Source organism: Franconibacter helveticus LMG 23732, assembly GCF_000463115.2.
Classification (GTDB): Bacteria; Pseudomonadota; Gammaproteobacteria; order Enterobacterales; family Enterobacteriaceae; genus Franconibacter; species Franconibacter helveticus.
This window is the reverse complement of record NZ_AWFX01000038.1, coordinates 152,621-178,027: the sequence shown is the minus strand read 5'-3', so window position 1 is coordinate 178,027 and position 25,407 is coordinate 152,621. Positions and strand designations below refer to the sequence as shown.

Annotated in this window: 25 protein-coding genes; 10 read left to right on the top strand and 15 right to left on the bottom strand. The window is 56.8% G+C overall.

What is annotated here, in order from left to right; translation table 11 throughout:
• The first annotated feature begins 42 nt into the window (after positions 1 to 42).
• Positions 43 to 768 (top strand): phosphate signaling complex protein PhoU, encoded by a 726-nt coding sequence (gene phoU / locus DW56_RS09825; protein ID WP_024551298.1) that lies wholly within the window; start codon positions 43 to 45, stop codon positions 766 to 768.
• Between the two features lie 228 nt (positions 769 to 996).
• Positions 997 to 3,720: a sigma 54-interacting transcriptional regulator gene (locus DW56_RS09820; protein ID WP_024551297.1), complete on the top strand. Its 2,724-nt coding sequence runs from the start codon at positions 997 to 999 to the stop codon at positions 3,718 to 3,720.
• A gap of 30 nt (positions 3,721 to 3,750) precedes the next feature.
• Here the strand turns inward: DW56_RS09820 and DW56_RS09815 are convergent, their stop codons facing one another.
• From DW56_RS09815 to DW56_RS09790, 6 genes are all read right to left on the bottom strand, one after another.
• Entirely contained in the window at positions 3,751 to 4,740 is a 990-nt protein-coding gene (locus DW56_RS09815; RefSeq protein WP_024551296.1) for an SIS domain-containing protein, read from the bottom strand.
• A gap of 65 nt (positions 4,741 to 4,805) precedes the next feature.
• Positions 4,806 to 5,867 (bottom strand): SIS domain-containing protein, encoded by a 1,062-nt coding sequence (locus DW56_RS09810; protein WP_024551295.1) that lies wholly within the window; start codon positions 5,865 to 5,867, stop codon positions 4,806 to 4,808.
• Positions 5,868 to 5,882: 15 nt separating this feature from the next.
• Complete coding sequence (locus tag DW56_RS09805; protein ID WP_024551294.1) at positions 5,883 to 6,743, bottom strand: PTS system mannose/fructose/sorbose family transporter subunit IID; 861 nt, start codon at positions 6,741 to 6,743, stop codon at positions 5,883 to 5,885.
• Positions 6,744 to 6,745: 2 nt separating this feature from the next.
• On the bottom strand, positions 6,746 to 7,489 hold the full coding sequence (locus DW56_RS09800) for a PTS mannose/fructose/sorbose/N-acetylgalactosamine transporter subunit IIC (protein WP_024551293.1): 744 nt from the start codon (positions 7,487 to 7,489) through the stop codon (positions 6,746 to 6,748).
• Between the two features lie 10 nt (positions 7,490 to 7,499).
• Complete coding sequence (locus DW56_RS09795) at positions 7,500 to 7,970, bottom strand: PTS sugar transporter subunit IIB (protein WP_024551292.1); 471 nt, start codon at positions 7,968 to 7,970, stop codon at positions 7,500 to 7,502.
• Positions 7,967 to 8,395 (bottom strand): PTS sugar transporter subunit IIA, encoded by a 429-nt coding sequence (locus DW56_RS09790; RefSeq protein WP_024551291.1) that lies wholly within the window; start codon positions 8,393 to 8,395, stop codon positions 7,967 to 7,969. The genes DW56_RS09795 and DW56_RS09790 overlap by 4 nt, the downstream gene beginning before the upstream one ends.
• 335 nt (positions 8,396 to 8,730) lie before the next feature.
• Between DW56_RS09790 and DW56_RS09785 the strand changes: the two genes are divergently transcribed.
• Positions 8,731 to 9,849, top strand: coding sequence for an alpha/beta hydrolase-fold protein (locus DW56_RS09785; protein WP_234409169.1), 1,119 nt, complete (start codon positions 8,731 to 8,733; stop codon positions 9,847 to 9,849).
• Between the two features lie 38 nt (positions 9,850 to 9,887).
• On the opposite strand, the gene cbrC is transcribed toward DW56_RS09785, so the two are convergent.
• Positions 9,888 to 10,475 carry a PF03691 family colicin E2 tolerance protein CbrC gene (gene cbrC / locus DW56_RS09780; RefSeq protein ID WP_024551289.1) on the bottom strand — a complete coding sequence of 196 codons (588 nt, stop codon included), beginning with the start codon at positions 10,473 to 10,475 and terminating at the stop codon, positions 9,888 to 9,890.
• A gap of 53 nt (positions 10,476 to 10,528) precedes the next feature.
• Positions 10,529 to 11,194, bottom strand: a complete 666-nt coding sequence (yieH, locus tag DW56_RS09775) for a 6-phosphogluconate phosphatase (RefSeq protein WP_024551288.1) — start codon at positions 11,192 to 11,194, stop codon at positions 10,529 to 10,531.
• A 168-nt stretch (positions 11,195 to 11,362) separates the two neighbouring features.
• On the opposite strand from yieH, the gene DW56_RS09770 reads away from it, so the two are divergent.
• Positions 11,363 to 12,700 carry an NCS2 family permease gene (locus tag DW56_RS09770; protein ID WP_024551287.1) on the top strand — a complete coding sequence of 446 codons (1,338 nt, stop codon included), beginning with the start codon at positions 11,363 to 11,365 and terminating at the stop codon, positions 12,698 to 12,700.
• A gap of 44 nt (positions 12,701 to 12,744) precedes the next feature.
• On the opposite strand, the gene DW56_RS09765 is transcribed toward DW56_RS09770, so the two are convergent.
• The 3 genes from DW56_RS09765 to DW56_RS09755 form a co-directional block, all read right to left on the bottom strand.
• The gene (locus tag DW56_RS09765; RefSeq protein ID WP_024551286.1) at positions 12,745 to 13,311 is read right to left on the bottom strand and encodes an NADPH-dependent FMN reductase; all 567 of its coding nucleotides are present in this window, start codon (positions 13,309 to 13,311) and stop codon (positions 12,745 to 12,747) included.
• Positions 13,312 to 13,339: 28 nt separating this feature from the next.
• Complete coding sequence (locus DW56_RS09760) at positions 13,340 to 14,080, bottom strand: 4'-phosphopantetheinyl transferase family protein (RefSeq protein ID WP_024551285.1); 741 nt, start codon at positions 14,078 to 14,080, stop codon at positions 13,340 to 13,342.
• A 389-nt stretch (positions 14,081 to 14,469) separates the two neighbouring features.
• Positions 14,470 to 15,147: a hypothetical protein gene (locus DW56_RS09755; RefSeq protein WP_024551284.1), complete on the bottom strand. Its 678-nt coding sequence runs from the start codon at positions 15,145 to 15,147 to the stop codon at positions 14,470 to 14,472.
• A 375-nt stretch (positions 15,148 to 15,522) separates the two neighbouring features.
• Between DW56_RS09755 and DW56_RS09750 the strand changes: the two genes are divergently transcribed.
• The 6 genes from DW56_RS09750 (at position 15,523) to DW56_RS09725 (ending at position 21,638) form a co-directional block, all read left to right on the top strand.
• On the top strand, positions 15,523 to 16,452 hold the full coding sequence (locus DW56_RS09750) for a TauD/TfdA dioxygenase family protein (protein WP_024561929.1): 930 nt from the start codon (positions 15,523 to 15,525) through the stop codon (positions 16,450 to 16,452).
• 18 nt (positions 16,453 to 16,470) lie between these two features.
• A complete protein-coding gene (locus DW56_RS09745; protein WP_024551379.1) occupies positions 16,471 to 17,796 on the top strand; it encodes an ABC transporter substrate-binding protein in 1,326 nt (441 codons plus the stop codon).
• Between the two features lie 12 nt (positions 17,797 to 17,808).
• Positions 17,809 to 18,711 carry a carbohydrate ABC transporter permease gene (locus DW56_RS09740; protein ID WP_024551380.1) on the top strand — a complete coding sequence of 301 codons (903 nt, stop codon included), beginning with the start codon at positions 17,809 to 17,811 and terminating at the stop codon, positions 18,709 to 18,711.
• Positions 18,692 to 19,567: a carbohydrate ABC transporter permease gene (locus DW56_RS09735; protein ID WP_024551381.1), complete on the top strand. Its 876-nt coding sequence runs from the start codon at positions 18,692 to 18,694 to the stop codon at positions 19,565 to 19,567. Before DW56_RS09740 ends, DW56_RS09735 begins: the two co-directional genes overlap by 20 nt.
• A gap of 4 nt (positions 19,568 to 19,571) precedes the next feature.
• Complete coding sequence (locus DW56_RS09730; RefSeq protein WP_024551382.1) at positions 19,572 to 20,633, top strand: ABC transporter ATP-binding protein; 1,062 nt, start codon at positions 19,572 to 19,574, stop codon at positions 20,631 to 20,633.
• 384 nt (positions 20,634 to 21,017) lie between these two features.
• Positions 21,018 to 21,638, top strand: a complete 621-nt coding sequence (locus tag DW56_RS09725) for a LysE family translocator (RefSeq protein WP_024551383.1) — start codon at positions 21,018 to 21,020, stop codon at positions 21,636 to 21,638.
• A gap of 56 nt (positions 21,639 to 21,694) precedes the next feature.
• On the opposite strand, the gene mnmE is transcribed toward DW56_RS09725, so the two are convergent.
• The 4 genes from mnmE to rnpA all read right to left on the bottom strand — a co-directional run bounded on the left by mnmE (position 21,695) and on the right by rnpA (position 25,394).
• Positions 21,695 to 23,059 carry a tRNA uridine-5-carboxymethylaminomethyl(34) synthesis GTPase MnmE gene (gene mnmE / locus DW56_RS09720; RefSeq protein ID WP_024551384.1) on the bottom strand — a complete coding sequence of 455 codons (1,365 nt, stop codon included), beginning with the start codon at positions 23,057 to 23,059 and terminating at the stop codon, positions 21,695 to 21,697.
• 105 nt (positions 23,060 to 23,164) lie between these two features.
• Entirely contained in the window at positions 23,165 to 24,811 is a 1,647-nt protein-coding gene (yidC, locus tag DW56_RS09715; RefSeq protein WP_024551385.1) for a membrane protein insertase YidC, read from the bottom strand.
• 2 nt (positions 24,812 to 24,813) lie between these two features.
• Entirely contained in the window at positions 24,814 to 25,071 is a 258-nt protein-coding gene (yidD, locus tag DW56_RS21620; RefSeq protein ID WP_049292869.1) for a membrane protein insertion efficiency factor YidD, read from the bottom strand.
• On the bottom strand, positions 25,035 to 25,394 hold the full coding sequence (rnpA, locus tag DW56_RS09710) for a ribonuclease P protein component (protein WP_035889824.1): 360 nt from the start codon (positions 25,392 to 25,394) through the stop codon (positions 25,035 to 25,037). The genes yidD and rnpA overlap by 37 nt, the downstream gene beginning before the upstream one ends.
• Positions 25,395 to 25,407 lie beyond the last annotated feature (13 nt).

Here is a 25,407-nt window from a genome sequence, read left to right as displayed (position 1 = left end):
AGGTGAGCCGCTTTTGAATCTGTCGGGCATGCGGAGTGCTAAATGGACAACCTTAATCTTAATAAACACATTTCTGGTCAGTTTAACGCGGAGCTGGAGTACGTACGTACTCAGGTGCTGACCATGGGAGGGCTGGTAGAACAGCAGCTCTCCGACGCGATTACCGCCATGCACAACCAGGACAGCGAGCTGGCCAAACGGGTTATCGAAGGCGATCAGAAAGTTAATATGATGGAAGTGGCGATTGATGAAGCCTGTGTGCGCATCATCGCCAAGCGCCAGCCGACGGCGAGCGACCTGCGCCTGGTCATGGCGATTATCAAAACTATCGCTGAGCTGGAGCGCATCGGCGACGTAGCGGATAAAATTTGCCGCACCGCGCTGGAGAAATTTTCTCAACAGCATCAGTCGCTGCTGGTAAGCCTGGAGTCGCTTGGCCGTCACACGGTGCAAATGCTGCACGATGTGCTGGATGCCTTTGCGCGCATGGATCTCGACGAAGCGGTACGCATCTACCGTGAAGACAAAAAAGTGGATCAGGAATACGAAGGCATTGTTCGTCAGCTGATGACCTACATGATGGAAGATTCCCGCACCATCCCAAGCGTGCTTACCGCGCTGTTCTGCGCGCGTTCTATCGAGCGTATCGGCGACCGCTGCCAGAACATCTGCGAATACATCTTCTATTTCGTTAAAGGCCAGGATTTCCGCCACGTTGGCGGCGACGAGCTGGATAAACTACTGGCGGGTAAAGATCCAAAAGAGTAATCACGCCCCCTGCCCGTTAATTACGCGCAGGCTTTAGTAAATAAGCGCCGCTGGCCCGTCAGGTCAGCGGCGTTTTTTCTATGCTGACAGCCCCAAAATGCCGCCGCTCAGATAACGCGGCCCGTTTTCCTTTGACCGATCGCCCGTTTTCGCCCAGCGCAGGCTATTTTTCATTCACTAATGTGGCTATGTTAGAAAACCCTGTTAGTGAACGGAGTTGCCCGATCCATGAATAAGGATTTGATATTTCAATGGCTTGAAAAGGCGTGCGGCCAGCGACAATTAACAGCGGCGGATACCAGCGATTTTAGCGCTATGCAGATTGCCAGCCACTTTCGTCAGAAGCGAAACATTGTCAGCCATCATCTGAATAACCTGCACCGCGAGCAGCGGGTCATAAAAATAAACAGTCGCCCGGTGCTTTTTCTGCCGGTTAATCAGTTGCGGGAACGACACGGCCTGGCAGTGCGTCAGATGGAATATGCTTCTCTTGCCGGATTGCTGGAAGACCGACAGGACAGCCTTGAGACGCTGATTGGCGCGCAGGGCAGCTTGCAGGAGGCTATCCGTCAATGCAAGGCGGCTATCAGCTACCCGGGCAGCGGCCTGCCGGTATTGCTGAAAGGACCTACGGGCACCGGCAAAAGCTTCCTGGCCGGCCGTCTCTGGCGTTACGCTATTGAACAACACATCCTCGCCCCGGATGCGCCCTTCCAGGTGTTTAACTGCGCGGAATACGCTAACAACCCGGAACTGCTCACCTCCAAGCTTTTTGGTCATGTTAAAGGGGCTTTTACCGGCGCCGACAGAAACGTTGAAGGGTTGATCGAGGCGAGCGACGGCGGCGTGCTGTTTATTGATGAGGTGCACAGGTTAACGCCGGAAGGCCAGGAAAAGTTGTTCCACTTTATGGATAACGGCACCTGGCGGCGGCTTGGCGAGAGCAGCCAGGAACGGCGAGCCTGCGTGCGGCTTATTTTCGCCACCACGGAGGAACCGGATAAACACTTCCTGGCGACGTTTATTCGCCGTATCCCAATGATAGTGAAAATTCTGCCAGTGGCGGAGCGTGGTCAGTATGAACGCATGGCTTTTATCTGGCATTTTTTCCAGACCCAGGCGCGCCAGCTCGGGCACGATCTGGCGGTAGACGGCGAAATCATGCAATTGCTGCTGGAGGAGCCGGTAGAAGGCAACGTGGGCGGCCTTGAGAACCTGATCAAAAACGTCTGCGCTAATGCCTGGGCGTTCGGACAGCGCCGGGAGGCGATCCTGGAGGTCAAAGCCGGACATATTCCGGATAAGCTTTTGCCGGGCCGTCCGCTGCTGCCGCTGCTCAGTCAGGAAAAGGTGATTATTCTTCGCGACAGTCAGGGCGCGCCGGTACTTGCGGGCAGGCAACAGGAGTATGAGAGGCTAACCCGTAATGTCTGCGGCCTTTGCCTTGAACTGTCGCGCGAAAACATCAGTTCGCGCGCCTTTGGCAAACTCGTTTATCAGAACGTTACCCAGTATCTTGATGCGCTGATGAACAAAGAGAGCGAAATGGCGCAGCAGGAAAAGCGGCTGCGCTTTATTGAGGATGCCGGCAAGCTTATCGCCGCCAACTACGATCTGGCGCTAAGCGGCGAATTTGCTTTTCTCACCGGCCGTTACCTCACCAGCCTGCCGTTGACGCTGCGCGAACCCGATGAAAGCTCCCGGCAGATTATGGCTAACTGGCTGAGTCAGGAAGCGGGGCTGGCGCACAGGGTGGCGCAAAAACTTATCGAAGTCATCGTAGCGAAATACGATCTGCTTATTACCACGCTGGACCGGGCTGCCATTACCGCTATCGTCAGCAATGCCATTGACGCCACTGTCAGCAGCAAAATAAAAGCGGTGATTGTGGCGCATGGCTATTCCACCGCCAGCAGCATCGCCAGCGTGGCAAACCGGCTTATCGGCGAGAAAATTTATCATGCGATGGACATGCCGGTAGATGTCGCTTTCAGCGACGTAAGCCGCGCCATTCTTGACTACCTGCAACATACCGACACCAGCGCCGGGGTGATGATCCTTATCGATATGGGCTATAGCCGCGAAATCGCCGACACGCTGCTCGAAGCTATCCACGGGCCGCTGGTGGTGGTTGATAACGTCACAACGCGTCTTGCGCTGAATATCGCCAGCGAGATCGCGTTATCTAAAAGCATTGAGTCGATAGCGGAAGAGATTGTGCCGCTCAACCGCTCAAGCTGGGATATTCATTACCCGCGCCATAAAAAAGAGAAGGCGTTGCTGGTCACCTGCGTTACCGGCATTGGCACGGCGTTTAAGTTTAAGAATCTGATGGAAAAAAGCCTGTTGGCCGATTTCAACATCAACATCATCGCCTGTGAATTTACCCGCCTGAAACACCAGCCGAACGCGCTTTTTACCCAGTATGACGTTATCGCCATCATCGGCACGCTGGATCCGCAGGTAAACGGGGTGCCTTATATGGGCATCGAAGAGCTGCTCGGCGAGCAGGGACACGCTAATTTAACGCAGCTGCTGAGCGGGTATTTAACGGAGAAACAGATAAACGCCATTAACCAGAATATGGTGCGAGAGTTTTCACTGCATAATGTGGTTAATTCTCTGACTATCCTTAACGCCAGCAAAACGCTGGGGTATATCGAAGAGATTATTGCCGAATGGCAGCAGACGCTGGGCTTCACCTTCTCCAATAACCTGATCATCGGCCTTTATGTGCACCTTAGCTGTATGATCGAGCGCCTTGTTATGCGCAATGAGATAACCCATTACCGCAATCTTGAACGCTTTAGCGAACGGCACGGCGATTTTATCGCTATGGTGAACCGCTCTTTCCAGCGCTTTAAGTCGCTCTATAACATTTCTCTGCCGGTGGCGGAGATAGGGTATATCCACGATATCTTTGAGTTGCGGGTGGCGGAGTTCAGCCAGTGAAAGCGGGGCGAGCAGGCCGCCCCGTGAGGGTTAGTATTCCACTTTCCACATATAGCGACGCGTGGTCAGCGGATGATGACGCGCCTGTGAAAGCGCCAGGTTATAAACGTCCAGCAGCGCAGTGTGGAACAGACCGCAGAAATATTCGCGCACCGCTTCCGGCAGAGCATTGATGCCCTGTTCTCTGGCGTCAATCACTTGCAGCTTGCCGCCATACTGACGAATAAAACGAATGGCGCGCTCATCCAGCGCGCGGGTGCGGCCTTCGCTTTGCAGCAATACAAACGGCGTGCCCTCTTCGGTAATTTCAAACGGGCCGTGGAAATATTCGCCGCTATGCACGCTGGCGGAGTTAATCCACTGCATCTCCAGCAGAATGCAAATAGACTGCTGGTGCGCGGCGCCGAACGACGGTCCGCTGCCCATCATGTAAATCACCTTGTCATCTTTGTAAGTCTGGGCGAAGCGCTGCGCATCCTCCTGCACTTTGCGCTGCCCATCGCGCACTACGTTTTCGAACTGCTCAAAAGCGCCAACCATGGTTTCATACTGGGCGTAGCCTTCCGTCTGTTGCAGCAGTTCCAGCGCCAGCCATAAGCCGTAAGCGGCTTTTTGCTGCGCCGGGTCGACGGTTTCCGGGTAGCGCGCCCAGCGGTATTCGATAACCGCATCGCTGTGCTCGCAAAGCGGCGAAGCCGGCGCAAAGGTAAGGCCCACCGTGGCGGCGCCTCTGGCTTGCGCCACCCGGGCCGCTTCTACTGTTTCGGGCGTATTGCCCTGCTGTGAAGCCAGAATCACCAGGCTATTTTCGCCGAGCGCCTGCGGCGTGGCGTGTACAAATTCGTTGCTGGTGATATAGCCCACCGCGAGTTTTTTCGCTTCGCAATCGAGAAAATATTTCGCCGGGTAAAAACCCGTTAACGAACCGCCGCAGCCAACAAAATAGACGCGTTCAATAGCGGGCTTATTCTGCAAAAGCGTGCTGATAATTTTTCGTGACTGCTCATGAGGATGTGACATTTTCTTCTCCTTCAGGCGTAAAGGGTCCTCCGCGCAAGGCGGATAACAGTAAGTGGCTGAGTTAATTAGGCTGCTTGTTTGCTTTTCATTTTCTGATGAAATTGCGGATCTTTCGGAATGGCCGGGTTAATGCCTTTTTCCGGCGCGAGCTTTGCGCACAACATTTGCAGCGGAATAATGTATTCAAAGACGCTGAAATCTTTATCGTTAATAAAGGGAAAGCGCATATTTTTGCCGTTCTCTTCCACCTGGCTGCCGATGCGGTAAATATGGTTTGTCCACTGCGAGAGAATAGCCACCAGATTTTCGCTGCGTTCGTCAGGGCGATTATCAAGCATAATCAGCGCCGAGCCGCTGTTGAAGGCGTTATATATGCCGTGGATAAACTCCTCGAATTCGTAGCCGGAAACCGGGCAGCGCAGCGTCTCCAGCAACTTCAACGCCCCTTCCTGCGCTGTGCCGTAAAGTTCCGGCGGCGCCACCAGGCGCAGATCCTGGCTTTCGGCGAGCGGGCGCGCCGGGCCTTGCGCCCAGGCGGCGGAGGCGTCAATCACCGCAGGCAGATGGCGGAACGTCTTTGCCATGCGCGCTTTTACTTCCTCCAGCTGCGACTGAGTAATCGCGTTGCGCTGCCCGGCCACGCTGAGCGCCAGCAGCATCAGATTCAGCAGCGTGCAGAGGTAGCCTTTGGTTTTCGCGCCCGCTTTTTCTTCGCCGCAGGGTACGGTCAACACATGATCCGCCACGCGATCGATAGTCGCATTCTCCACGCCCGCCATCGATGCCGTCACATGGCCCGCTTCCCGGGCGCGCCTCATTGCTTCAAGCGTAGAGAGGCTGCCGCCGCCCTGGGAGATGCCGATCAACAAAGCCTTGCCGCCGCGCGCCAGCGTGGCGCTGTCGAGTAAAAAAGGATAACTGACGTCTACCGGCACGTGACACCACTGCTGCATAAAGCGTCTCGCGGTGAGCGCGCCATGGTAGGAGGTGCCGGAGCCGGTAAGGATTATCCGCGTTACCCCTTGCTCTGAAAGGGCGCTTGCGGCCTGCGTTAAATCGTCACGGCGTTGGTCCAGCATCGCCAGCAGGCGTTGCGGCGCCTCGTTCATGTAATCTTCCATCTGCATTGTAAAAACCCTCAGTTAAAGAATGCCCAGCGCGCTGGCCAGCAAGCCAAACGCCACGGTGCCCAACAGAACCCAGTTAATGCTGACGCCTTTGCGGATGAGCTTGTACATCCCCAGCGTGAAGAGCAGCGGCAGCAGCGAAGGCAGAATTTTGTCGAGAAAATCCTGCACTTTGACGGTGGTGTTGCCGGTGGTGAAGCTCAGCGGCGTGTGAATATCAATCATGGTGGCGGTCATGGCGCCGACCACCATCAGCCCTACAATCGAGGCGATGTAAGTCACCCGGTCCATTAGCCCGCTCTGATAGATGCGCATCAGCCAGGTGGTGCCGGCGCGGTAACCGAGCTTTAGCCCGTACCAGCGGCAGAAGAGATGCGGCAGGTTATAAACCAGCAGCGCCACGACAGGCCCGAGCACGCTGCCTTGTTGGGCGAAATAAATGCCCATCCCGGCGGCGATAACTTTAAGCGAACCCCAGAAGATAGAGTCGCCAATGCCCGCCAACGGCCCCATCAGGCTGGTTTTAACGGCGTTGATCGACTCCTCATTAAATTCCGGATTGCGGCGGTTCTCCTCTTCCATGGCGATAGCCAACCCGAAGATAAACGTCGACAGGTGGGGCGTGGTGTTGAACAGCACCAGGTGGCGCTGGAGCGCCCGGCTTAGCGCTTCACGCGTGTTATATATTCGGCGCAGCGCCGGACTCATGATAAAAGCGCAGCCCATGTGCTGCTGGCGCTCGTAGTTCCAGGAGCCCTGAAGAGTAAAGGAGCGCCAGAAGATGCTGCGCAGATCCCGCGCCGTTACTTTTCCCTCTGTTTGTGTCTGTGCGTCAGCCGTCGCTTTTTCGTCGAGATGTTCCGTTAACTGACTCATGGTTATGCCTCCGGCTGTTGGTTGCTAAGGAACTGGCTGATGATGAAGGCCAGCACCACCGAAAAGAGCGCAATCGCGATAATATCCAGCCCGGTATAGGCGGCGATAAGAAAGCCCAGACCGAGATAGGGCAGCAGCTTGGTGCTCAGCATCATGTTGATAAGCAAGGCGAAACCCAGTGCCGGCAAAATCTTACTGGCGATGACCAGGCCATTGGTGATAACCGGCGGGATAGCATCCAGAAACCAGGTGACGGCGGATGAACCCAGCAGGATGGCGAAAAACACCGGCAGAAAGCCGCTCAGGAAATAAAGCACCGTGGGGCCGCCCAGATGCATAAATGCCACCATGCGAGTGTTGCCTTGTTCGGCGTAGCGGTCGGCAAGATGACCAAAGCGGGCATTGGCGACGCGCACCAGAATCCCCAGCGTCTGCGCCAGCATAGAAACCGGAATAGCGATGGCCAGCGCCGCTTCAGGCCCGCGTCCGGACATAATGGAAAAGGCGGTCGCAAGGATAGCGCCGGTGACAATATCGGGCGGATGGGCGGCGCCAATCGCCACGTTGCCAAGAAAAATCAGCTCAAGCGTGGCGCCGATAAGGATCCCTTCCGTCATGTTGCCGCAGACCAGGCCTGTCAGGGTACACATCACCAGCGGGCGATCGATCATCGTCACCCCCAGCAAACGCCCTTCCAGAATGCCCAGCGCGGCGATAAGCCCCAGCAGGGTTGCAGTCAGCAACATGGTTTTCTCCTTATACTTTCTCGTTGAGCAGCTCCGCAGAGTGCGCCGGTACCTGGCGCATCTCCATCCGGATGCCTCTCTCTTTCATTTGCCGGCTGTCGGAAAGCTCCTCCGGCGTCAGATAGATGGCTTTGCCGAACTGCTGAGCGCCCTCTTTTTGCGCGATGCCGCCAAAGTTCACCGCGTCAATACCCGGCACTTTTTCCACCAGTTCCAGCGTCTCGCGGGTATTTCCCAGCACGATCATCACTTTTTTGTGGTCGAGCTTGCCGCTGTTGAGCTTTGTCGCCGCCTGGTCGACAGTGGCGATATCCAGCGTGACGCCCGCCGGTTTAGCGAGGTTAAGGGACATGGTGATAAAAGGATCGCTGGCGGCTTTTTTATCCGCGACGATGATGTAGTCGATATCCAGCGCGCGGGTCCAGGCAAAGACAACCTGACCATGCAGCAGGCGGTAATCAATACGAACGAGTTTTATCATGGGTGATCTCCGGCAATTTCTGTGGGGGATTGCAATACGGCGTTGATAAAGACGATAGATTCCCGGGCGGTCGCCGTGGCGTAGTTAATCGCCTCTTTGACGCTTTGCGCTTCGCAGAGTAAAAACTCCAGCAGCAGCGTAAGGTTAACGCCCGCAACCACATAAACGTTGTCATGGCGCAGCACGGTTCTGGCGGCGCTGTTATTCACGCTGCCGCCCAGCAGGTCGGTAAAGATCACCACCTCCTCGCCTGCGGCCTGAATCACCAGTTCTTCAAATACGCGCTCCAGCTGTTCCGTGGTGGCTATTTCACCCTGATAAGCGCAAACAGGCTTTACGCCATGCTCTTCGCCAATCAGCAACGCCAGACTTTCCACCACGCCGGTGGCGAAATTACCGTGGCTGGCTACATAAACATGTTTCACCTGTTCATCCTCTTTTTGGGTTAGCTTGTTGGGCTGAAGTTAAAAGAGCAAAAGCCGTGCCATAAATTAAAGCTTTTAATTATCAGTAAGTTATTTTGATTTATTGACACTAAGAACAGGAGGCCTGGCACAAAGGAGAAGCGGGAAAGGGAAAAGCTGACACTGCGAAGCGGGAACGTGACGGTGGTTGCGTTAATAAAGCCAGCGCGCAAGAACATTTCCCGAAGCGGCTGATTTTACGCAATACTTTTACAGCCACTCCGAGGCGTATAAAAAGGAATATGCTTGTGAAACGTCTGCTTACCCCGCTTGCTCTGCTTATCGCTGCTTCCGCCATGCCGCTGCGCGCGGCGCCGCTGCCCGCTACGCCCGACCAGACGGTGCCGCTCAATCAGTTCATCACCCAGGTAAACGCCGATAAATCAGTCACGTTCCGTCTTTTCGCCCCTGCCGCTAAACGCGTTGCTGTCGTCACCGGCTCAACGGCGGACAGCATGGTTTCGCATGAGATGAAAAAAGAGGCGAACGGCGCATGGACGTGGAAAAGCGAGCCGATGAAGCCCAACCTGTATGAATATTTCTTTGATGTGGACGGCTTTCGCTCTATTGATACGGGCAACCCCTATGTGAAGCCACAGCGCCAGCCTAATACGTCGCTGGTTCTGGTGCCTGGCAGCATTATTGATGACCGGGCGGTGCCGCATGGCGATGTGCTCGCGCTGAGTTACCACTCCAGCGCCCTGAAATCGGAGCGCAAGGTCTACGTCTGGACGCCGCCGGGCTATAGCCAGGAGAGCGATCCGCTGCCGGTGCTCTACTTCTATCACGGCTTCGGCGATACCGGGCTTTCGGCTATTACCCAGCTACGCATTCCGCAGATCATGGATAACCTGCTCGCCGAAGGCAAAATCAAACCGATGCTGGTGGTGGTGCCGGATACCGAAACGGACATCAGCGACGCGGTGCCGGAAAACTTCCCGGCTGCCGACAGGCGTAAAGATTTTTACCCCCTCAATGCCCGGGCGGCCGACAAAGAATTAATGAACGATATTATTCCGCTGATCGGACAGCGTTTTAACGCCCGTAAAGATGCCGAGGGCCGTGCGCTGGCGGGGCTTTCGCAAGGCGGCTATCAGGCGCTGGTTTCCGGCATGAGCCATCTGCAAAGTTTTGGCTGGCTGGCCTCTTTCAGCGGTGTAACCACCGCAACGGTGCCGAATGACGAGGTCACGAAGCAGCTTTCGCGCGCTGACGATATTAACCAGCAACTGCGCAACTTCACGCTGGTCGTCGGCGATAAAGACAGCGTGACCGGGAAAGACATTGCCGGGCTGAAAACCGAGCTTGAGCGCCAGAAAGTGAAGTTCGATTACGTCGAGTATCCGGGTGCTGGACATGAAATGGATGTCTGGCGACCTGCCTATGCGGCGTGGGTGCAGAAGATTTTTAACTAAGCGGCAAACGGGTCAGCCGCGCTGGCTGACCCGGGCAGTTAATCGAAATCGATATGCAGACGGTATTTTGCGCAGTGCAGACACTGAAATAAATAGCCCTGACAGGAGCCGTTATTAAAGAGCACTTTTTCCAGATCCTCTGTTTGCAGACCACTGTCAGCGCAATCACTTTCTAAGTTGGCAAACTCGCTTAACCGATCCTTTATCTCTTTCCAGCCGACATAACCGACAAAAGCGCAAAAATCGTCGCAGTGAGCAAGCCAGTGCTCTTGCTGCCAGCCGCGATAGCCAGGAGTTCGCTCAACCAGCTCCGCCACCTGCTCAAGCGTAATCGCGCCTGTGGTTCCCTGCGCTTCGCCTTTCTCGTTGAAGGCGTAGTCTACCCCTTCAAGACTGGCGTCATCCTGAAAGACGCCGTTAAATTTTTGCGCCGCCGCGCCGCTCGCTATACACCACGGGCAAAAGGCGTTTATGTTTTCAACGCTATAAAATGGCCCGCTGTAGTAAAGAGGCGTAGCCTGCTGACAACAATCGCACTTCACCGTTTTGCCGGTTTCGAATGCGCCGGTTTCCAGCGGGCGAGGGTGATATTTAAACAGAGGGAGGGGGCGAATGGCGTCAGTCATCAGTAACGTCCTGTTGGTTGATAAAGCACGCGCCTGCGAACAGGCGCGAAGGGTTAACGCGTTACATCCCACCCGCGCGCCCGCCAGAGCGCGGGAAGCTGTTCAAGCCCGGTAAACGCCGTCACATTCGGGTGATCGAGCGGCGGATTGTGCGGGTCGGCACAAAAGTAATAAACCTGCATGCCTGCGGCAATGCCCGCTTTTGCTCCTGCCGCGGAGTCATCCACCAGAATGCAGTTTTCTACATTGACCTGCATCGCATCGGCGGCAAAGTGCATTAACGCCGGGTCGGGCTTCCAGCGCTGAATGTCGTAGCCGCTGTAAAGTTTATCGGGAAAATGGCGCAACATGCCGGTTTTGCCGAGCGACTGCTGCATCTTGCTCACCGGCCCGTTGGAAACAATGCACATCGGCGCCGTGACGCTTTCAAGCAGCGCCGCCGCGCCCGGGATCTCCACCAGCTCCGTCTCAAAAAGCCGCGCCACCTCGGCGCGATAGACCGGCTCCATCTCTCCCTTTGGCAGGCTTACGCCATATTCGGCGCTGATGGTATCGATGATTTCATAAAGTTTTACGCCCTTGAACCGCTTAAACACCTCTTCCAGCTCAAGCTGGATACCCCATCGCGCGAACATATGGACATACGCGCGCGAGCAGATGACTTCGCTGTCGACCAGCGTGCCATCGCAATCGAAAAAGATCGCTTCAATACGGGACATGCCGTTTCCTGTTAATGCAAGTTGAACGTTTACTCTAAGCGGTTTGCGCCACGCAATCGATGCCGTATAAGCAAATTCAATGAAAAAAAGTGTGTGACAAGCGTCAACCTCGCGGCTTTTTGGTATAGGATAGCGGCGAATTTTCCCTCCTTTTGCACGGAATTGAGAATGAGCCAACAACAGACTGCCCAGGGCTCCGGCCAGGGGTTGCTTGAGCGCGTGTTTAAACTTCGCGAGCACGGCACCACGGCGCGCACTGAAGTGATTGCCGGTTTTACCACTTTCCTGACGATGGTTTATATCGTTTTTGTTAACCCGCAAATTCTGGGCGCGGCGGGGATGGATACTCACGCGGTATTTGTCACCACCTGTCTGATTGCCGCGTTCGGCAGCATCCTGATGGGGCTGTTCGCCAACCTGCCGGTAGCGCTGGCGCCGGCAATGGGGCTGAACGCCTTTTTCGCTTTTGTTGTGGTAGGCGCAATGGGCCTTTCCTGGCAGGTGGGGATGGGCGCCATTTTCTGGGGCGCCGTCGGCCTGCTGCTGCTGACTATTTTCCGCGTGCGTTACTGGATGATTGCGAATATCCCGGTCAGCCTGCGCGTTGGCATCACCAGCGGCATCGGTTTGTTTATCGGCATGATGGGCCTGAAAAACGCGGGCGTGATTGTCGCTAACCCGGAAACGCTGGTCAGCATCGGCAACCTGACTTCTCACAGCACGCTGCTGGGGGCGCTTGGCTTCTTTATTATTGCGGTTCTCGCTTCGCGCAATATTCACGCTGCGGTGCTGGTTTCTATTATCGTGACCACCCTGCTGGGCTGGATGCTTGGCGATGTAAATTACAACGGCATTGTCTCGGCGCCGCCGAGCGTGCTCTCTGTGGTCGGTCAGGTGGATCTCGCCGGTTCGCTGAATATCGGCTTGGCGGGCGTTATTTTCTCCTTCATGCTGGTTAACCTCTTTGACTCCTCTGGTACGCTGATTGGCGTGACCGACAAAGCGGGCCTGGCCGACGAGCAGGGCAAGTTTCCTCGCATGAAGCAGGCGCTTTATGTCGACAGCGTCTCTTCTGTTGCCGGTTCTTTTATTGGCACCTCTTCGGTGACGGCTTACATTGAATCGTCTTCCGGCGTTTCCATTGGCGGGCGCACCGGCTTGACCGCCATTGTGGTCGGCCTGCTGTTCCTGCTGGTGATTTTCCTTTCGCCGCTGGCGGGCATGGTGCCGCCGTATGCGGCCGCAGGCGCGCTGATTTACGTGGGCGTGCTGATGACCTCCAGCCTGGCGCGCGTGAAGTGGGATGACCTCACGGAAGCGGTGCCGGCGTTTATCACCGCCGTGATGATGCCGTTTAGCTTCTCCATTACCGAAGGCATCGCGCTGGGCTTTATCTCTTACTGCATCATGAAGATTTTCACCGGACGCTTTAAGGATCTCAGCCTTTGCGTAGTGGTGGTCGCTCTGCTGTTTGTGCTGAAGATTGTTTTTATCGACGCGCACTAAGTTTTAATTAAAAAGAAGAGGGCCAGCATTGCTGGCCCTTTTTGTTAGTTGCGCACCCGCTGGATATAGTCGGCGAAGGCGGTCAACTGACCGGTAAGATGGTCCAGCGTGCTTTGATCGATAACTTCGCCCGTCTGCGGGTCGACTTTGTTCTGAATCACGCCGCCCATAAATTCCGGCTTGTTCATTACCATGGCGTCTAAAAAGACCAGGATCTGGCGCAGATGATACTGGCAGCGCGCGCCGCCGATGGCGCCCATTGAACTGGTCTGAATCAGCACAGGCTTGCCTGCAAGCGGCTGCTCCGGCAGGCGGGAAAGCCAGTCGATAGCGTTTTTCAGGCCGCCCGGCACCGAGTAGTTATACTCAGGCGTCACGATCACCACGCCGTCCGCCTGACGGATCTGCTCCGCTATCGCTTCAACGCTTTCGGGAAACCCTTCTTCCTGCTGAATGTCCGCGTCATAGAGCGGAATATCGCCAATAGAGGGCAATGCGTTCACCTCCATGCCTGCCGGCGCGATCTTCGGCAACGTGCGCGCCACCATAGCGTTAAACGAACCTTTGCGCAGGCTTCCCAACAGCGTGACAACTTTCAGCGTTTCAGACATGGCGACTCCTTCGGTCAGGGATAAAAGATCAGTTGAGTATAAGCGTTTTCTCGACGGGAAAACTGGTAAAGCGCATCAGGCGCGCATCCGGCCCCTGCGTGCGTTTTTGCGTGTCCGGCAGGCCGCGCCAGCCCTGCTGCGCATCAAATTCCCAAAGCTTGAGCTTATCTGTGGTTGGCGAGACGGCTATCGCCCACACCAGCACATCTTCCGCGTCGCTGACAGCCTCGACATTGGGCGTATCGGCCACGCGCAGCCTGCCTGCGCCCGGCAGCAGTTGCAACTCTTGCTCCGGGTGGCCGGTAAGCTTCAGCAGGCTACGGCGCAGCGTCAACAGCTGAGATTTCGCCTCCGCCGGATCGTTCTGGTTGGCAATCCAGATGGTTTCGTTGCTGGTCAGGCCGGGTTCGCTGCGGGACGCTAACGGGTTGGTAAGGTTGCGGGCAGCGCGCCGTAGCTCCATCCCAAGCCCGCAGCGGCCATCGGTCGCCAGCGCCACGCCTACCATATTTCCTGCATAAGAAAGGGAGAAATCGGCAAGGGTCTCGTCGCTGAAATGCGGCCGACCCTGTGGGTTGCGGCTCAGGGAAGGCAATTCCTTAAAGCCATAAAGCATGAACACCAGCTCCGCCAGCAGCGAGCGCGAGGCGAGATAGCGGTGGCGGCGGTGCTCAGGTAATTCCCGCGCCTCGTTACGGCATTCGTCGTTTAGTCTTGGCGAGATAACGTTGTCAGCGTTAAAGGTCCCTCGTGCAAAATGCGTTGCCATTTGTCGCTCCGTGATAATGGTCAGATAGTGATAAGGCGTAAAACATACAAACCGGGTGAATGGTGGATCTGAAGTCAATCAGCAAAATTATGCTTAGGTTTTAATGCGAAAACGGTTAGCTGAACAGACCAGTTGAACCATCTTTACAAATATATCTTTACCGTGAGGGTTACGACACGCTTTCGGCGCCGGTTTGCACAGTGGTTTTCACCACTTCGCTTAGCTGCGCCAGCTTGCATCACTGCGCGCCGCGGCTGAGTCAGAAAGGCACCGGCGCAGGACGACAAACGCAAAGCTGCCTGCGGCGCCGGGCATTCATCCCGTCGATGTGATGATCGTGATTCGGTTTAATGGCGCCGAAGAGTGGAGTTTTGGCGGCGGCCGGATGTTTAATCCAGCGTCTCTACCTGCGTCCAGTTGTAGTTAGTCATCACCAGCTGGCGCGGCGCGCTTACCATGCCGTAACGCGCCTGCTGGCGGGAAAGAAAAAATTTCCGCCACTTTTCAGGAAGCCGCGCGGCGCGGTAGCGCAGCAGGGTGCTGTGCCAGAAGGGCGGCGGCAGCGGCGTGTTCTTATAGCGCGCCTGAATTTCATCCCGCCAGCTGGAGCGCAACAGCCGCTGCGCCAGCTCTCTGCGCGCCGCCGCGCTGGCTTCATCGGGAATGCCCGCAAGCAGCAGTTGGCCCGGCAGCGCCACCAACTGAAGTTCGCTAATGCAGGTGGGCTTAGTGCGGTACGCTTCCCAGATCGTCTGCAACTCAGCAAGGTTTTCCGGCCGCTGCTGGCGTTGATAAAGGGGCAGGGTAACGGCCAGGAAAGTAAAATGCAGACCATCAAGCGGCATTGCGTCCGCCAGTGGGTCGCCTTCGGCAAGCGCATTGACCTCTGTAAGCAGGCTTCGCAGCGCAGGCGAAAGCGGAGGCTGAATGCCGGTCGCCGGGGCAAATTTATCTTTATTGTAATAGTCACCTTCCATCGCTTCGCCAGTCGAGGGCGCCTGGCGCCAGAGCGCGAGCGTACGCGCGCTGGTTTCGTCATAAAGCGGGGTTAAATCGGTTTTCGGCATAACAACGTCTCTGAAAAGAGAAAAGAAGAAAGTAACCTGTAACTTTAGTCAGGCGATATCGCTAATCCAATACCCTGCGCCATAAATAATATTCCGACATTAACAATATCGGTCTGACTTTAGGAATGGTTGAATAACGGGTAACAGTGCAGAATATTCTTTTTAATAAATCGCTGTCGGGAGAGATGATATAAGCCATAAAAAAGATTGTGCATGATAATAACGCTACCGTAAAAGAGAGCGCATTTTCTAATTTGCGGATTTTAACTTTGCTTATGCGGCGCGGCGTCATATCAATATGCTCACACGGTCTTTCAGCGCGGCGTCTTTCATTCCTATGATGCTCTTCCTTAACGTAATGAAAGGAAAGCCACCATGACCGTCACCCATGCTATTTCCCCACAAGCGTTTCCGTTATTAAATTTACGCCGCGTTGCCGGAAATATTGGCGCTGAAATTCGCGATATTGAATTATCCGCTAACGTAAGCGATGAATTATTTGCGCAGATAGAAGCGGCGCTGCTGAAATATAAAGTGCTCTTTTTCCGCAATCAAAACCATTTAACCGATGAGGCGCATCAGGCTTTTGGCGCACGCTTTGGCAAAATTGTCGCGCACCCTACCGTCCCGGCGCCAACGGGCACCAAACTGTTTGAACTGGACGCGTCTAAGGGCGGCGGCCGTGCGGACTCCTGGCACACTGATGTCACTTTTGTAGAAGCTTTCCCGAAAATCTCCATTCTGCGCGGCGTGACCATTCCGGAATATGGCGGCGACACCGTGTGGGCCAACACGGTGCTGGCGTATGAGCGGCTGCCCGAAGCGCTTAAGCGCTTTGCCGAGTCGCTGCGCGCCGTACACAGCAACGATTACGACTATGGCGCTGAGCGCATCGTTGCTGAAGAGCACCGCGTTCAGCATCATCGCCAGGTGTTTGTCTCCTCTGTCTGGGAAGCGGAACACCCGGTAGTGCATGTGCATCCGCAGACCGGCGAGCGAGCGCTGCTGCTGGGCCATTTCTTTAAACATCTGGTGGGCTTTAGCAGCCGCGAGTCGGCACGTATTTTCGAGCTGCTGCAAAACCGCGCCATTCAGCTTGAAAACACGGTTCGCTGGCAGTGGCAGCAGGGCGATGTGGTTATCTGGGATAACCGCAGCACTCAGCACTACGCCGTGAACGATTACGGAAACCAGCCTCGCGTGGTGCGCCGTGTGACGGTGGAGGGGGAACCGGCCGTCGCCGTTGACGGTAGCCGCAGCCGCACTGTTTCCCGCCCGCAGCCTGCCGGGCAGCAGGTCGCCTGACTGAAAAGGACGCCGAAAATGCAAAGACGTGACCTGTTAAAAGCGATGGCGGCCTTCGGGGTTTACGCCATGATGCCTGCGCTGGCGCGTGGGGCGAACGGCGCGCGCAAGTTTGAAGGCGTTACGCTGAACGTTTCTACCTTCAGCGCCGCCTGGCCGAAGCTGCTGCGCCAGTGGCTGCCGGAGTTTGAAGCGCTGACCGGCGCCCGGGTGCAGCTTGATACCCCCTCTTTCCCGGTTTACAACCAGCGGGCAGACCTGGAGCTTTCCACCAAAGGCTCCGCTTATGACGTGGTCAACGTCACCTTTATCTACACCAGCCGCTGGATCAACGCAGGCTGGCTCACGCCGCTGGACAGCTTTATCGCCGACCCAAACCAGACCTCGCCGCAATGGGACCTGAACGATTTCCTGCCCGCCGCGCTGGCGCCGGAAACCGGACGCGACGGCAAGCTCTACGGTATTCCTTATGTGGTGGAAGCGATGCTGGCAGGCGCTTCCCGTTTCGATCTTATTCAGCAGGCCGGGCTCGGTTTTCCTCAGACGACGGACGATCTGCTAAGCGTGCTGAGGGCGGTGAATAAGAAAGCGCGCGTATCGGGTTACATTACCGATAACCACTACGGCTGGACGTTCATCCCTTACTTGCAGGCTTTCGGCGGCAACGTCTTCCGCACGCCGCCGGACGATCTTTTCCCGGTGCTGGATTCTCCGGAAGCGGTGGCGGCGGCGGACTATTTTGCCAGTCTTATTCGCGAATTCGGCCCCAACGGCGGCATTACCTATACCGCCGACCAGTCGCTCCAGGCGCTTAAACAAGGGCGCGTGAATTTTTCCGACGCCAGCCAGACCTATCTGGCGCAGCTGGCCGACCCCTCGTCCCGCACGCTGAAAACCGCGAGTTTCGGCCAGATGGTGAGCGGGCCGAAAGGGCGCTTCCCGGGCATGGCGGTGCATGCGCTGGGCATTCCCGTCGGTTCGAAAAACAAGGAGGCCGCCTGGGCTTTTATTCAGTGGGCGCTTTCTAAACAGCTTACTCGCCGGGCGATTGGCGCGGGATACGGCTCGCCGACGCGGCGCAGCGACATCGACTCTCAGGCGTTTCGCGGCAAGCAGGTCGTCAACGGCATCGATCTGGCGCAGCTGTCGCTGGACGCCATTGAGCGTGCGGGCAGCGGCGGCTACATGAAATACCGCACCGTGGAAGTCTATCCGCAGGTGGATCAGCAACTGAACAAGGCCATTGCGCTTATCGCTTCCGGACAGCTTTCGGCGAAGCAGGCGATGGCGCAGGCGCAGGCGGGCACGATTTCCGACCTTAAGCGCGCAGGCGTGAAAATCTAAGCGGAGGCGCGAATGAGTCAACCGATAAGCTGGCGAGCGCGGCGGCGCAACGCGCTGCTGGTGGGGCTTTCGCCGTCGCTGGCGGTGCTGGCGCTGCTCACCATCGTGCCGGCGCTGGCGCTGGTGACGGCAAGCTTCACGCCGTTCAGCCTGACCAACCCGCAGGCGTCGTTCAACTTCCAGCAGCCGCTGATTAACTACCAGCAGTTGCTGCATGATGAACGCTTTCTCAATTCTGTCGTCACGCAGATGAAGCTTTCGGTGGCGAGCGTCTTCTTTCAGGTGCTGATGGGACTGCTGCTGGCGCTGCTGCTTAACGGCGAAACGCGCCTGCTGCATGGCGTGCGCACGCTGCTGCTGATCCCGATGGTGCTGCCGCCGATTATCGTGGCGCTTATCTGGAAGATTATCTACACGCCGGACATCAGCCCGCTACACCAGGTGCTGGACCGGCTCGGTTATCCGCTCGACTCGCTTATCGCCAACCCGGACACGGCGTTATGGGCGATTGTGGCGGCGGATGTCTGGCAGTGGTTTCCCTTCACCATGCTAATGGTGCTGGCGGCATTGCAGATGATCCCGCACGAGCCGAAAGAGGCGGCAAGCCTCGACGGCGCGCGCTCGTTCAACCTCTTTCGCTACATCGTCCTGCCGCATCTCAAGCCGGTGCTGGCGGTCTGCGTGCTGTTTCGCCTGATAGACAGCTTTAAAGCCTTTCCGCTGATTTACGTGCTGACGGACGGCGGGCCGGGGTCAGTGACCGAGGTGACCAACTATTACGGCTTTATCCAGGCTTTTAACTTTTCGTACTGGGGATACGGCAGCGCTATTGCCGTCATCATCCTGGTGGGGGTTTTCATATTGAGCTGGCTGACAGGCCGGGCGGGGTGGAACCATGACGGTACAGCAACCTGAAACCAATGGCGCGATGCTTGCCGCGGGCCGAGTCGCGGTACGCCGCAAAACGTTGCGCCTGAAGGGCGGGCGCGAAATCCTGACGCTGGCGCTGCTGTTCATCATCCTGTCGCCGTTTTTATGGATGGTGATTATGGCGTTCCGGCCCGCCGAGGCGGTATTTGACCTCACGCTGTGGTTCACGCCGACGCTTGAGGCGTTTCGCTCGCTGATTGAAGGCAACTTTCTGCACTCTTTTGGCAACAGCCTGTGGGTAAGCGTGCTTTCCACCTTCTTCTCGCTGCTGCTGGGCGTGCCTGCCGCCTGGGTGCTGACGCGCTGGCGCTTTCGCGGTCGTCGTCAGGTGGCTATGTGGATTTTAGTCACCCGCATGGCGCCGCCGATTGCTTTCACCATCCCTTTCTTCCTCGCCTGGCGCTGGCTTGGGTTGCAGGATACGGTAATCGGACTTGCGATTGTGTACCTTACGTTCAACCTGGCAATAGTCATCTGGCTGATGCAGACCTTTTTTGCCGCCGTGCCGGTAGCGCTGGAAGAAGCTTCCTGGATGGACGGCTGCTCGCTGTGGCGCAGCTTCTGGACCATCTCGCTGCCGCTGGTCAAGCCGGGCCTCGCGGCGACGGCCATCCTTTGCTTTATCTTCTCGTGGAACGACTTCTTCTACGCCCTGATTTTAACGCGCACTAACGCCATTACCGCTCCGGTGGCCATTGTGAACTTCCTCCAGTACGAAGGCTGGGAGTGGAGCAAAATCGCCGCCAGCGGCACGCTGGTCATGCTGCCGGTAGTGGCGTTTACGCTGCTGGTGCGCCGCTATCTGGTTCACGGGCTGACGGCCGGTGGCCTAAAGGATTAACACTATGGCAACGCTGAACTTACGACAGATTGAAAAGCATTTTGCGGACAACGCTATTATCAAAGGCGTCGATCTCACCATACGCCACGGCGAGTTTATCGCGCTGGTTGGGCCTTCCGGCTGCGGCAAATCGACCCTGCTGCGCATGATTGCCGGCCTTGAGAGCGTTTCCGGGGGCGACATCCTGCTGGATGGCGAGGTGATAAACGATCTGCCGCCGCAGGAGCGCAACATGGCGATGGTGTTTCAGAACTACGCGCTCTACCCGCATATGACGGTCGCGGAAAATCTGGGCTTCTCGCTGAAGATGCAGGGCGCGGCGAAAGACGAAATAGCAAGGCAGGTGGCGCAGGCCGCCGCCACCCTTGGGCTAACGCCATTGCTGGCGCGCAGGCCCTCGCAGCTTTCCGGCGGGCAGCGCCAGCGCGTGGCGATGGGGCGGGCGATACTGCGCCATCCGCGCCTTTTTCTCTTCGACGAGCCGCTCTCTAACCTCGACGCTAAGCTTCGCGTGGAGTTGCGAAGCGAAATCAAAAGCCTGCACCAGCGGCTCGACGCGACCATGATTTACGTCACCCATGACCAGGTGGAGGCGATGACCATGGCGGACCGCATCGTGGTATTGAAAGACGGCAACATCGAGCAGGTCGGTACGCCGCTTGAGCTGTACGACCGGCCGAATAACGCTTTTGTGGCAAGCTTTATCGGATCGCCCGCCATGAACCTGTTCAGCGGAAGGCTGGAGCAAAACGGCTGGGTCACGACCGATGATGGCGTGCGGCTGCCCGTCGCGCAGGCGCCGCGACAGGCGATCGGCCAGCGGGTGCTCTATGGTGTGCGCCCACAGCACTTTGTCCTGCAACAGGCCGACAGCCTGAGCGCCCGCGTTGATGTGGTTGAGCCGACCGGCTCGGAAACGCAAATCGTTTTTGATATCGGCGCACAGAAAGCCACCGCGCTGTTCCATTCGCGTATTGCGGTGCGGACTGGCGAAACGCTGGGCCTGCTGCCGGACCCGCATCAGGCGCACCTGTTCGACGCCGAAACCGGCCTGCGGCTGAATTGAGATATGCATGATGAGCTACAGCGTGTTTGCATGTGGCTCGCTGGATGGCGCCATGATGAGTGACTTTCTGGCGTCATCCCAGTAACTCAGGAGCGGCACAGGTTTATACCCTGTAAGCCAGCCTTGCCAGTAAAACCCTCATTACTATCACAAAGACGAGCGGCACGGGCGCGGGAGGAGATAAACAGCATGCAGGCGCCGGATATTGTGCTGCAAGGGCCATGGCGCTGCCTCGCCTGCGACGACGCGCGCGGCTGTGGTGGATGCGGGAATACGGCTTTGCGGGCAATGTATGGCTGGCACCGGATTTCGGTAGGCAGGCGAAAAAGGGCTGGATAATGGCTTCGTTATTTGTCATTTTTTCTCTCTTTTCGGGAGGAAAATATGTCTGTTACCGACGCCCTGCTCGCCTACTGCCTTGCCGCCACGCTCTTAACGTTAACGCCCGGTCTCGATACCGCGCTTATCCTGCGTACCGCTTCCGCCGAAGGGAGCAAAAAAGCGTTTCACGCCGCGCTCGGCATTGATGCCGGGTGCTTTGTCTGGGGCGCGCTGGTGGCGTTTGGTCTGGGGGCGTTGATTGCTGTTTCCGAAGTGGCTTACAACCTGCTGAAATGGTGCGGCGCGGCTTACCTGATGTGGCTGGGCGCGCAGTTGCTTTTTCGCCCGCGCGACACGTTCACAACCGCTACGGCGGGCGGTGAAAAGAGCACCAACTGGTTTATGCGCGGTCTGCTCGGCAACGTGCTTAACCCAAAAATGGGCGTGTTTTATGTCTCTTTCCTGCCGCAGTTTATTCCCGCCGGCCATGCGCCGATGGAGTGGACATTCCTGCTGGTGACCATTCATGTGCTTATCGGCACCCTCTGGTCGTTAACGCTGATCCTTGCTACGCGCTCGGTTTCCGGCGCGCTCAGCAAACCTGCCGTGGTGAAATGGATGGACCGCTCGACGGGGCTGCTGTTTATGGCCTTCGCCGCGAAGCTTGCTTTCAGTAAACGGTAAGTTTTACCCGGCAGAGATAAAAAACCCGCATCGCTGCGGGTTTTTGTTTTTTGACGCTACTTGCCAATACAGAAGCTGGAGAAGATCCGTCCCAGCAGGTCATCGGAGGTAAACTCGCCGGTTATCTCGCTTAAGCTTTGCTGCGCCAGGCGCAGCTCTTCCGCCAGCAGTTCGCCCGCCCAGGCGCCCAGCAGTTGCGCTTTGCCCTGTTGCAGGTGGTTTGCCGCTTCTTCCAGCGCCTGCAAGTGACGTCGACGGGCCAGGAAACCGCCTTCCATATTGGTGTCAAAGCCCATGCTGCTTTTCAGGTGGTCGCGCAGCACCTCCACGCCTTCGCCGGAACGGGCCGACAGACGAATCAGTGAGTGACCGTTTACTTCTGACAGGCCCGCCGGTTCGCCGGTAACGTCCGCTTTATTACGCACAACGGTGATGGGTAAATTCTGCGGCAGACGCGCCATAAAGTCGGGCCAGATTTGCGCCGGGTCTACGGCGTCGGTGGTGGTGCCGTCGACCATAAACAGCACGCGGTCCGCCTGTTCAATCTCTTTCCAGGCGCGCTCAATGCCGATGCGTTCTACTTCGTCGCTCGCTTCGCGCAGGCCAGCCGTGTCGATGATATGCAAGGGCATGCCGTCGATATGAATATGCTCGCGCAATACGTCGCGGGTCGTGCCGGCGATGTCGGTAACGATGGCCGCTTCACGGCCCGCGAGCGCGTTCAGCAGGCTTGATTTCCCGGCGTTGGGGCGCCCGGCGATAACCACTTTCATCCCTTCGCGCAGCAGGCTGCCCTGGCGCGCTTCGGCGCGTACCGCGTCGAGATCGCCAATAACCGTGTTGAGCTGCGCTTCGATTTTACCGTCCGAGAGAAAATCTATCTCTTCGTCCGGGAAGTCTATCGCCGCTTCCACAAAGATGCGCAGGTGAGTAAGCGCTTCCACCAGATGGTTTACGCGCGCCGAGAAAGCCCCCTGCAAAGAGTTAAGCGCCGAACGCGCCGCCTGCTCCGAGCTGGCGTCAATCAGGTCGGCAATCGCTTCGGCCTGGGCCAGGTCAAGCTTGTCGTTGAGGAACGCGCGTTCCGAAAACTCGCCGGGGCGGGCGATACGCACGCCGGGAATCGTCAGGATGCGCTTAAGCAGCAGATCCAGAATCACTGGCCCGCCGTGGCCCTGTAGTTCCAGCACGTCTTCGCCGGTAAACGAGTTGGGGCCAGGGAACCACAGCGCAATGCCCTGGTCGAGCGGGGTGTTATCGCTGTCTTTAAACGGCAGATAGTCGGCGTAACGCGGCTTAGGCAGCTTGCCCAGCACCGCCTGCGCCACGTCCCGCGCCTGCTTGCCGGAAATGCGCAGAATGCCCACGCCGCCGCGTCCGGGTGGGGTTGCCTGGGCGACGATGGTATCGCTATGGCTCATGATATTCCTGTCAATCTGTTGACGGGAGCGTTGCGCTTACCCGTCCTGAAAAATAAAAAAGGCGGTCAACTGACCGCCTTCCATTTTAGCTTTGCCTTAACCGAATCAGGACTTTTTCTTCTCGCGGCTGTGCAGACCGCGTTTTTCCAGACCGCGGTAGATCAGCTGCTGCTGAAGGATGGTCACCAGGTTGCTGACGATATAGTACAGCACCAGACCGGACGGGAACCACAGGAAGAAGACCGTGAAGATGACCGGCATAAAGGTCATGATCTTCTGCTGCATCGGGTCGGTCACGGTGGTCGGCGACATCTTCTGGATGAAGAACATCGTTACGCCCATCAGGATCGGCAGGATGTAGTACGGGTCCTGCGCGGACAGGTCGTGGATCCAGAGCGCGAACGGCGCGTGGCGCAGCTCGACAGAGCCCATCAGCATGTAGTACAGCGCAAGGAAGATAGGCATCTGAATCAGCAGCGGGAAGCAACCACCCAGCGGGTTTACTTTCTCTGCTTTGTAGAGCGCCATCATCTCCTGGCTCATACGCTGCTTGTCATCGCCAAGACGCTCACGCATCGCTTGAATCTTCGGCTGCAACATACGCATTTTCGCCATGGAGGTGTACTGCGCTTTAGTCAGCGGGTACATGATGCCACGAACGATAAAGGTGATGACGATGATGGAGAAGCCCCAGTTACCGAGGAAACTGTGGATCCATTTCAGCAGTTTGAACAGCGGCTGAGAGATAAACCACAGCCAGCCGTAGTCTACGGTCAGGTCCAGGTGCGGCGCGACGGCAGCCATTTTGTCCTGGATTTCCGGGCCGACCCACAGGGTGCTGGTCAGTTGACCCGTCTGGCCAGGCTGCACCAGTACCGGCTGTGATTTGTAGCCGATAGCCGCAACGCCGTTGCCAAGATTGGTGGTGTAGAAGTTATTGTTCACATCGTTACGCGGAACCCATGCGGTAGCGAAGTACTGCTGGAGCATCGCCACCCAGCCGCCTTTGGAGCTGATGTTCAGGTTCTCGTTGTCGGCGATAGTATCGAACTTGTACTTCTCATACTTCTCGTCAGGCGTGGAGTAAGCCGCGCCGCGGAAGGTATGCAACGCAAAGTTGTTGCTGCCGGTATCGCGATGGGAAGGCAGGTTGATGGTCTGCTTCAGTTGACCAAAGGTAGACACTTCCAGCGGTTTCTGGCCGGCGTTCTGCACGCTGTAGCCCACGTTCACCGCATACTCGCCGCGCTTAAGCACGAAGGTTTTGGTGAAGGTGTTGCCTGCGGCATCGGTATACGTCATCGGGATAGCCAGTTCGTTCTGACCGTCCGCCAGGGTAAACGTATCCTGGGCGACGTTATAAAGCGGACGCGCGCCGTTCGCCGGGTTATCCGGGCCGTCACGGCCAGTCAGGCCGCTCTGCGCCTGATAGATAAATTCCGGGGTCGTTTCCAGCAGCTGGAACGGTTCGTTAGAACCCAGCTCTTTCGGGTAGGTCAGCAGCAGCGCCTGCTCTACGTCGCCACCACGGGTGTTGATGGTAAGAGAGAGGACGTCTGTCTTAACGGTAATGAGTTTCCCCTGGCCACTGGCCGGTACGCCCTGGCTTGCGGCGCTACCCGCTGCGGTGGTCGTAGTCTGCGTGGTCTGCTGCGTCTGAGGCTGAGGATTTTTATCCTGCTCCCAGGCTTGCCAGATCATGAAAGACACGAACAACAAAGCGATGACAAGAAGATTGCGTTGCGAATCCATCGTTAGTGTTCTCTGGTATCAAAAGGTCCTGGCGGGACGGGGTCGTCTCCACCCGGGTGTAAAGGGTGGCATTTTAATACGCGTTTCACTGTCAACCAACTGCCTTTTATCACCCCAAACCTGCGTAATGCCTCAATTCCATACTGCGAACAGGTGGGGTGAAAACGACAATGTGGCCCAAGCAAGGGGCTGATAAATCGTTGATAGACCCGAATGAGGGCTATCAGGAGCCGCGAGCCAGGCGACAATGACGACGCCATAACTTTTCCAACGCTTCCGAAAGCGCCCGGTTATCGAGATCGGCAACACCCCGTTTCGCCACTACCACAAAATCCATCGACGGCAGTTCATGCTGAAGTAAACGGAAGCTTTCACGCGTCAGACGTTTAATCCGGTTGCGTTCATGGGCGCGTTTAACATTCTTTTTGGCGACGGTAAGACCGATGCGGGGATGCCCCAGCGAATTGTGGCGGCCGAGAATGGTGATTTGCGGCGTGCCAGCCCGTTGTGGTTGCTGGAAGACGAAAGTGAAATGAGTGGGAGTTAACAAACGTAACTCCCTGGGAAATGCGAGCTTAACCACTAGCGGGTTAGCT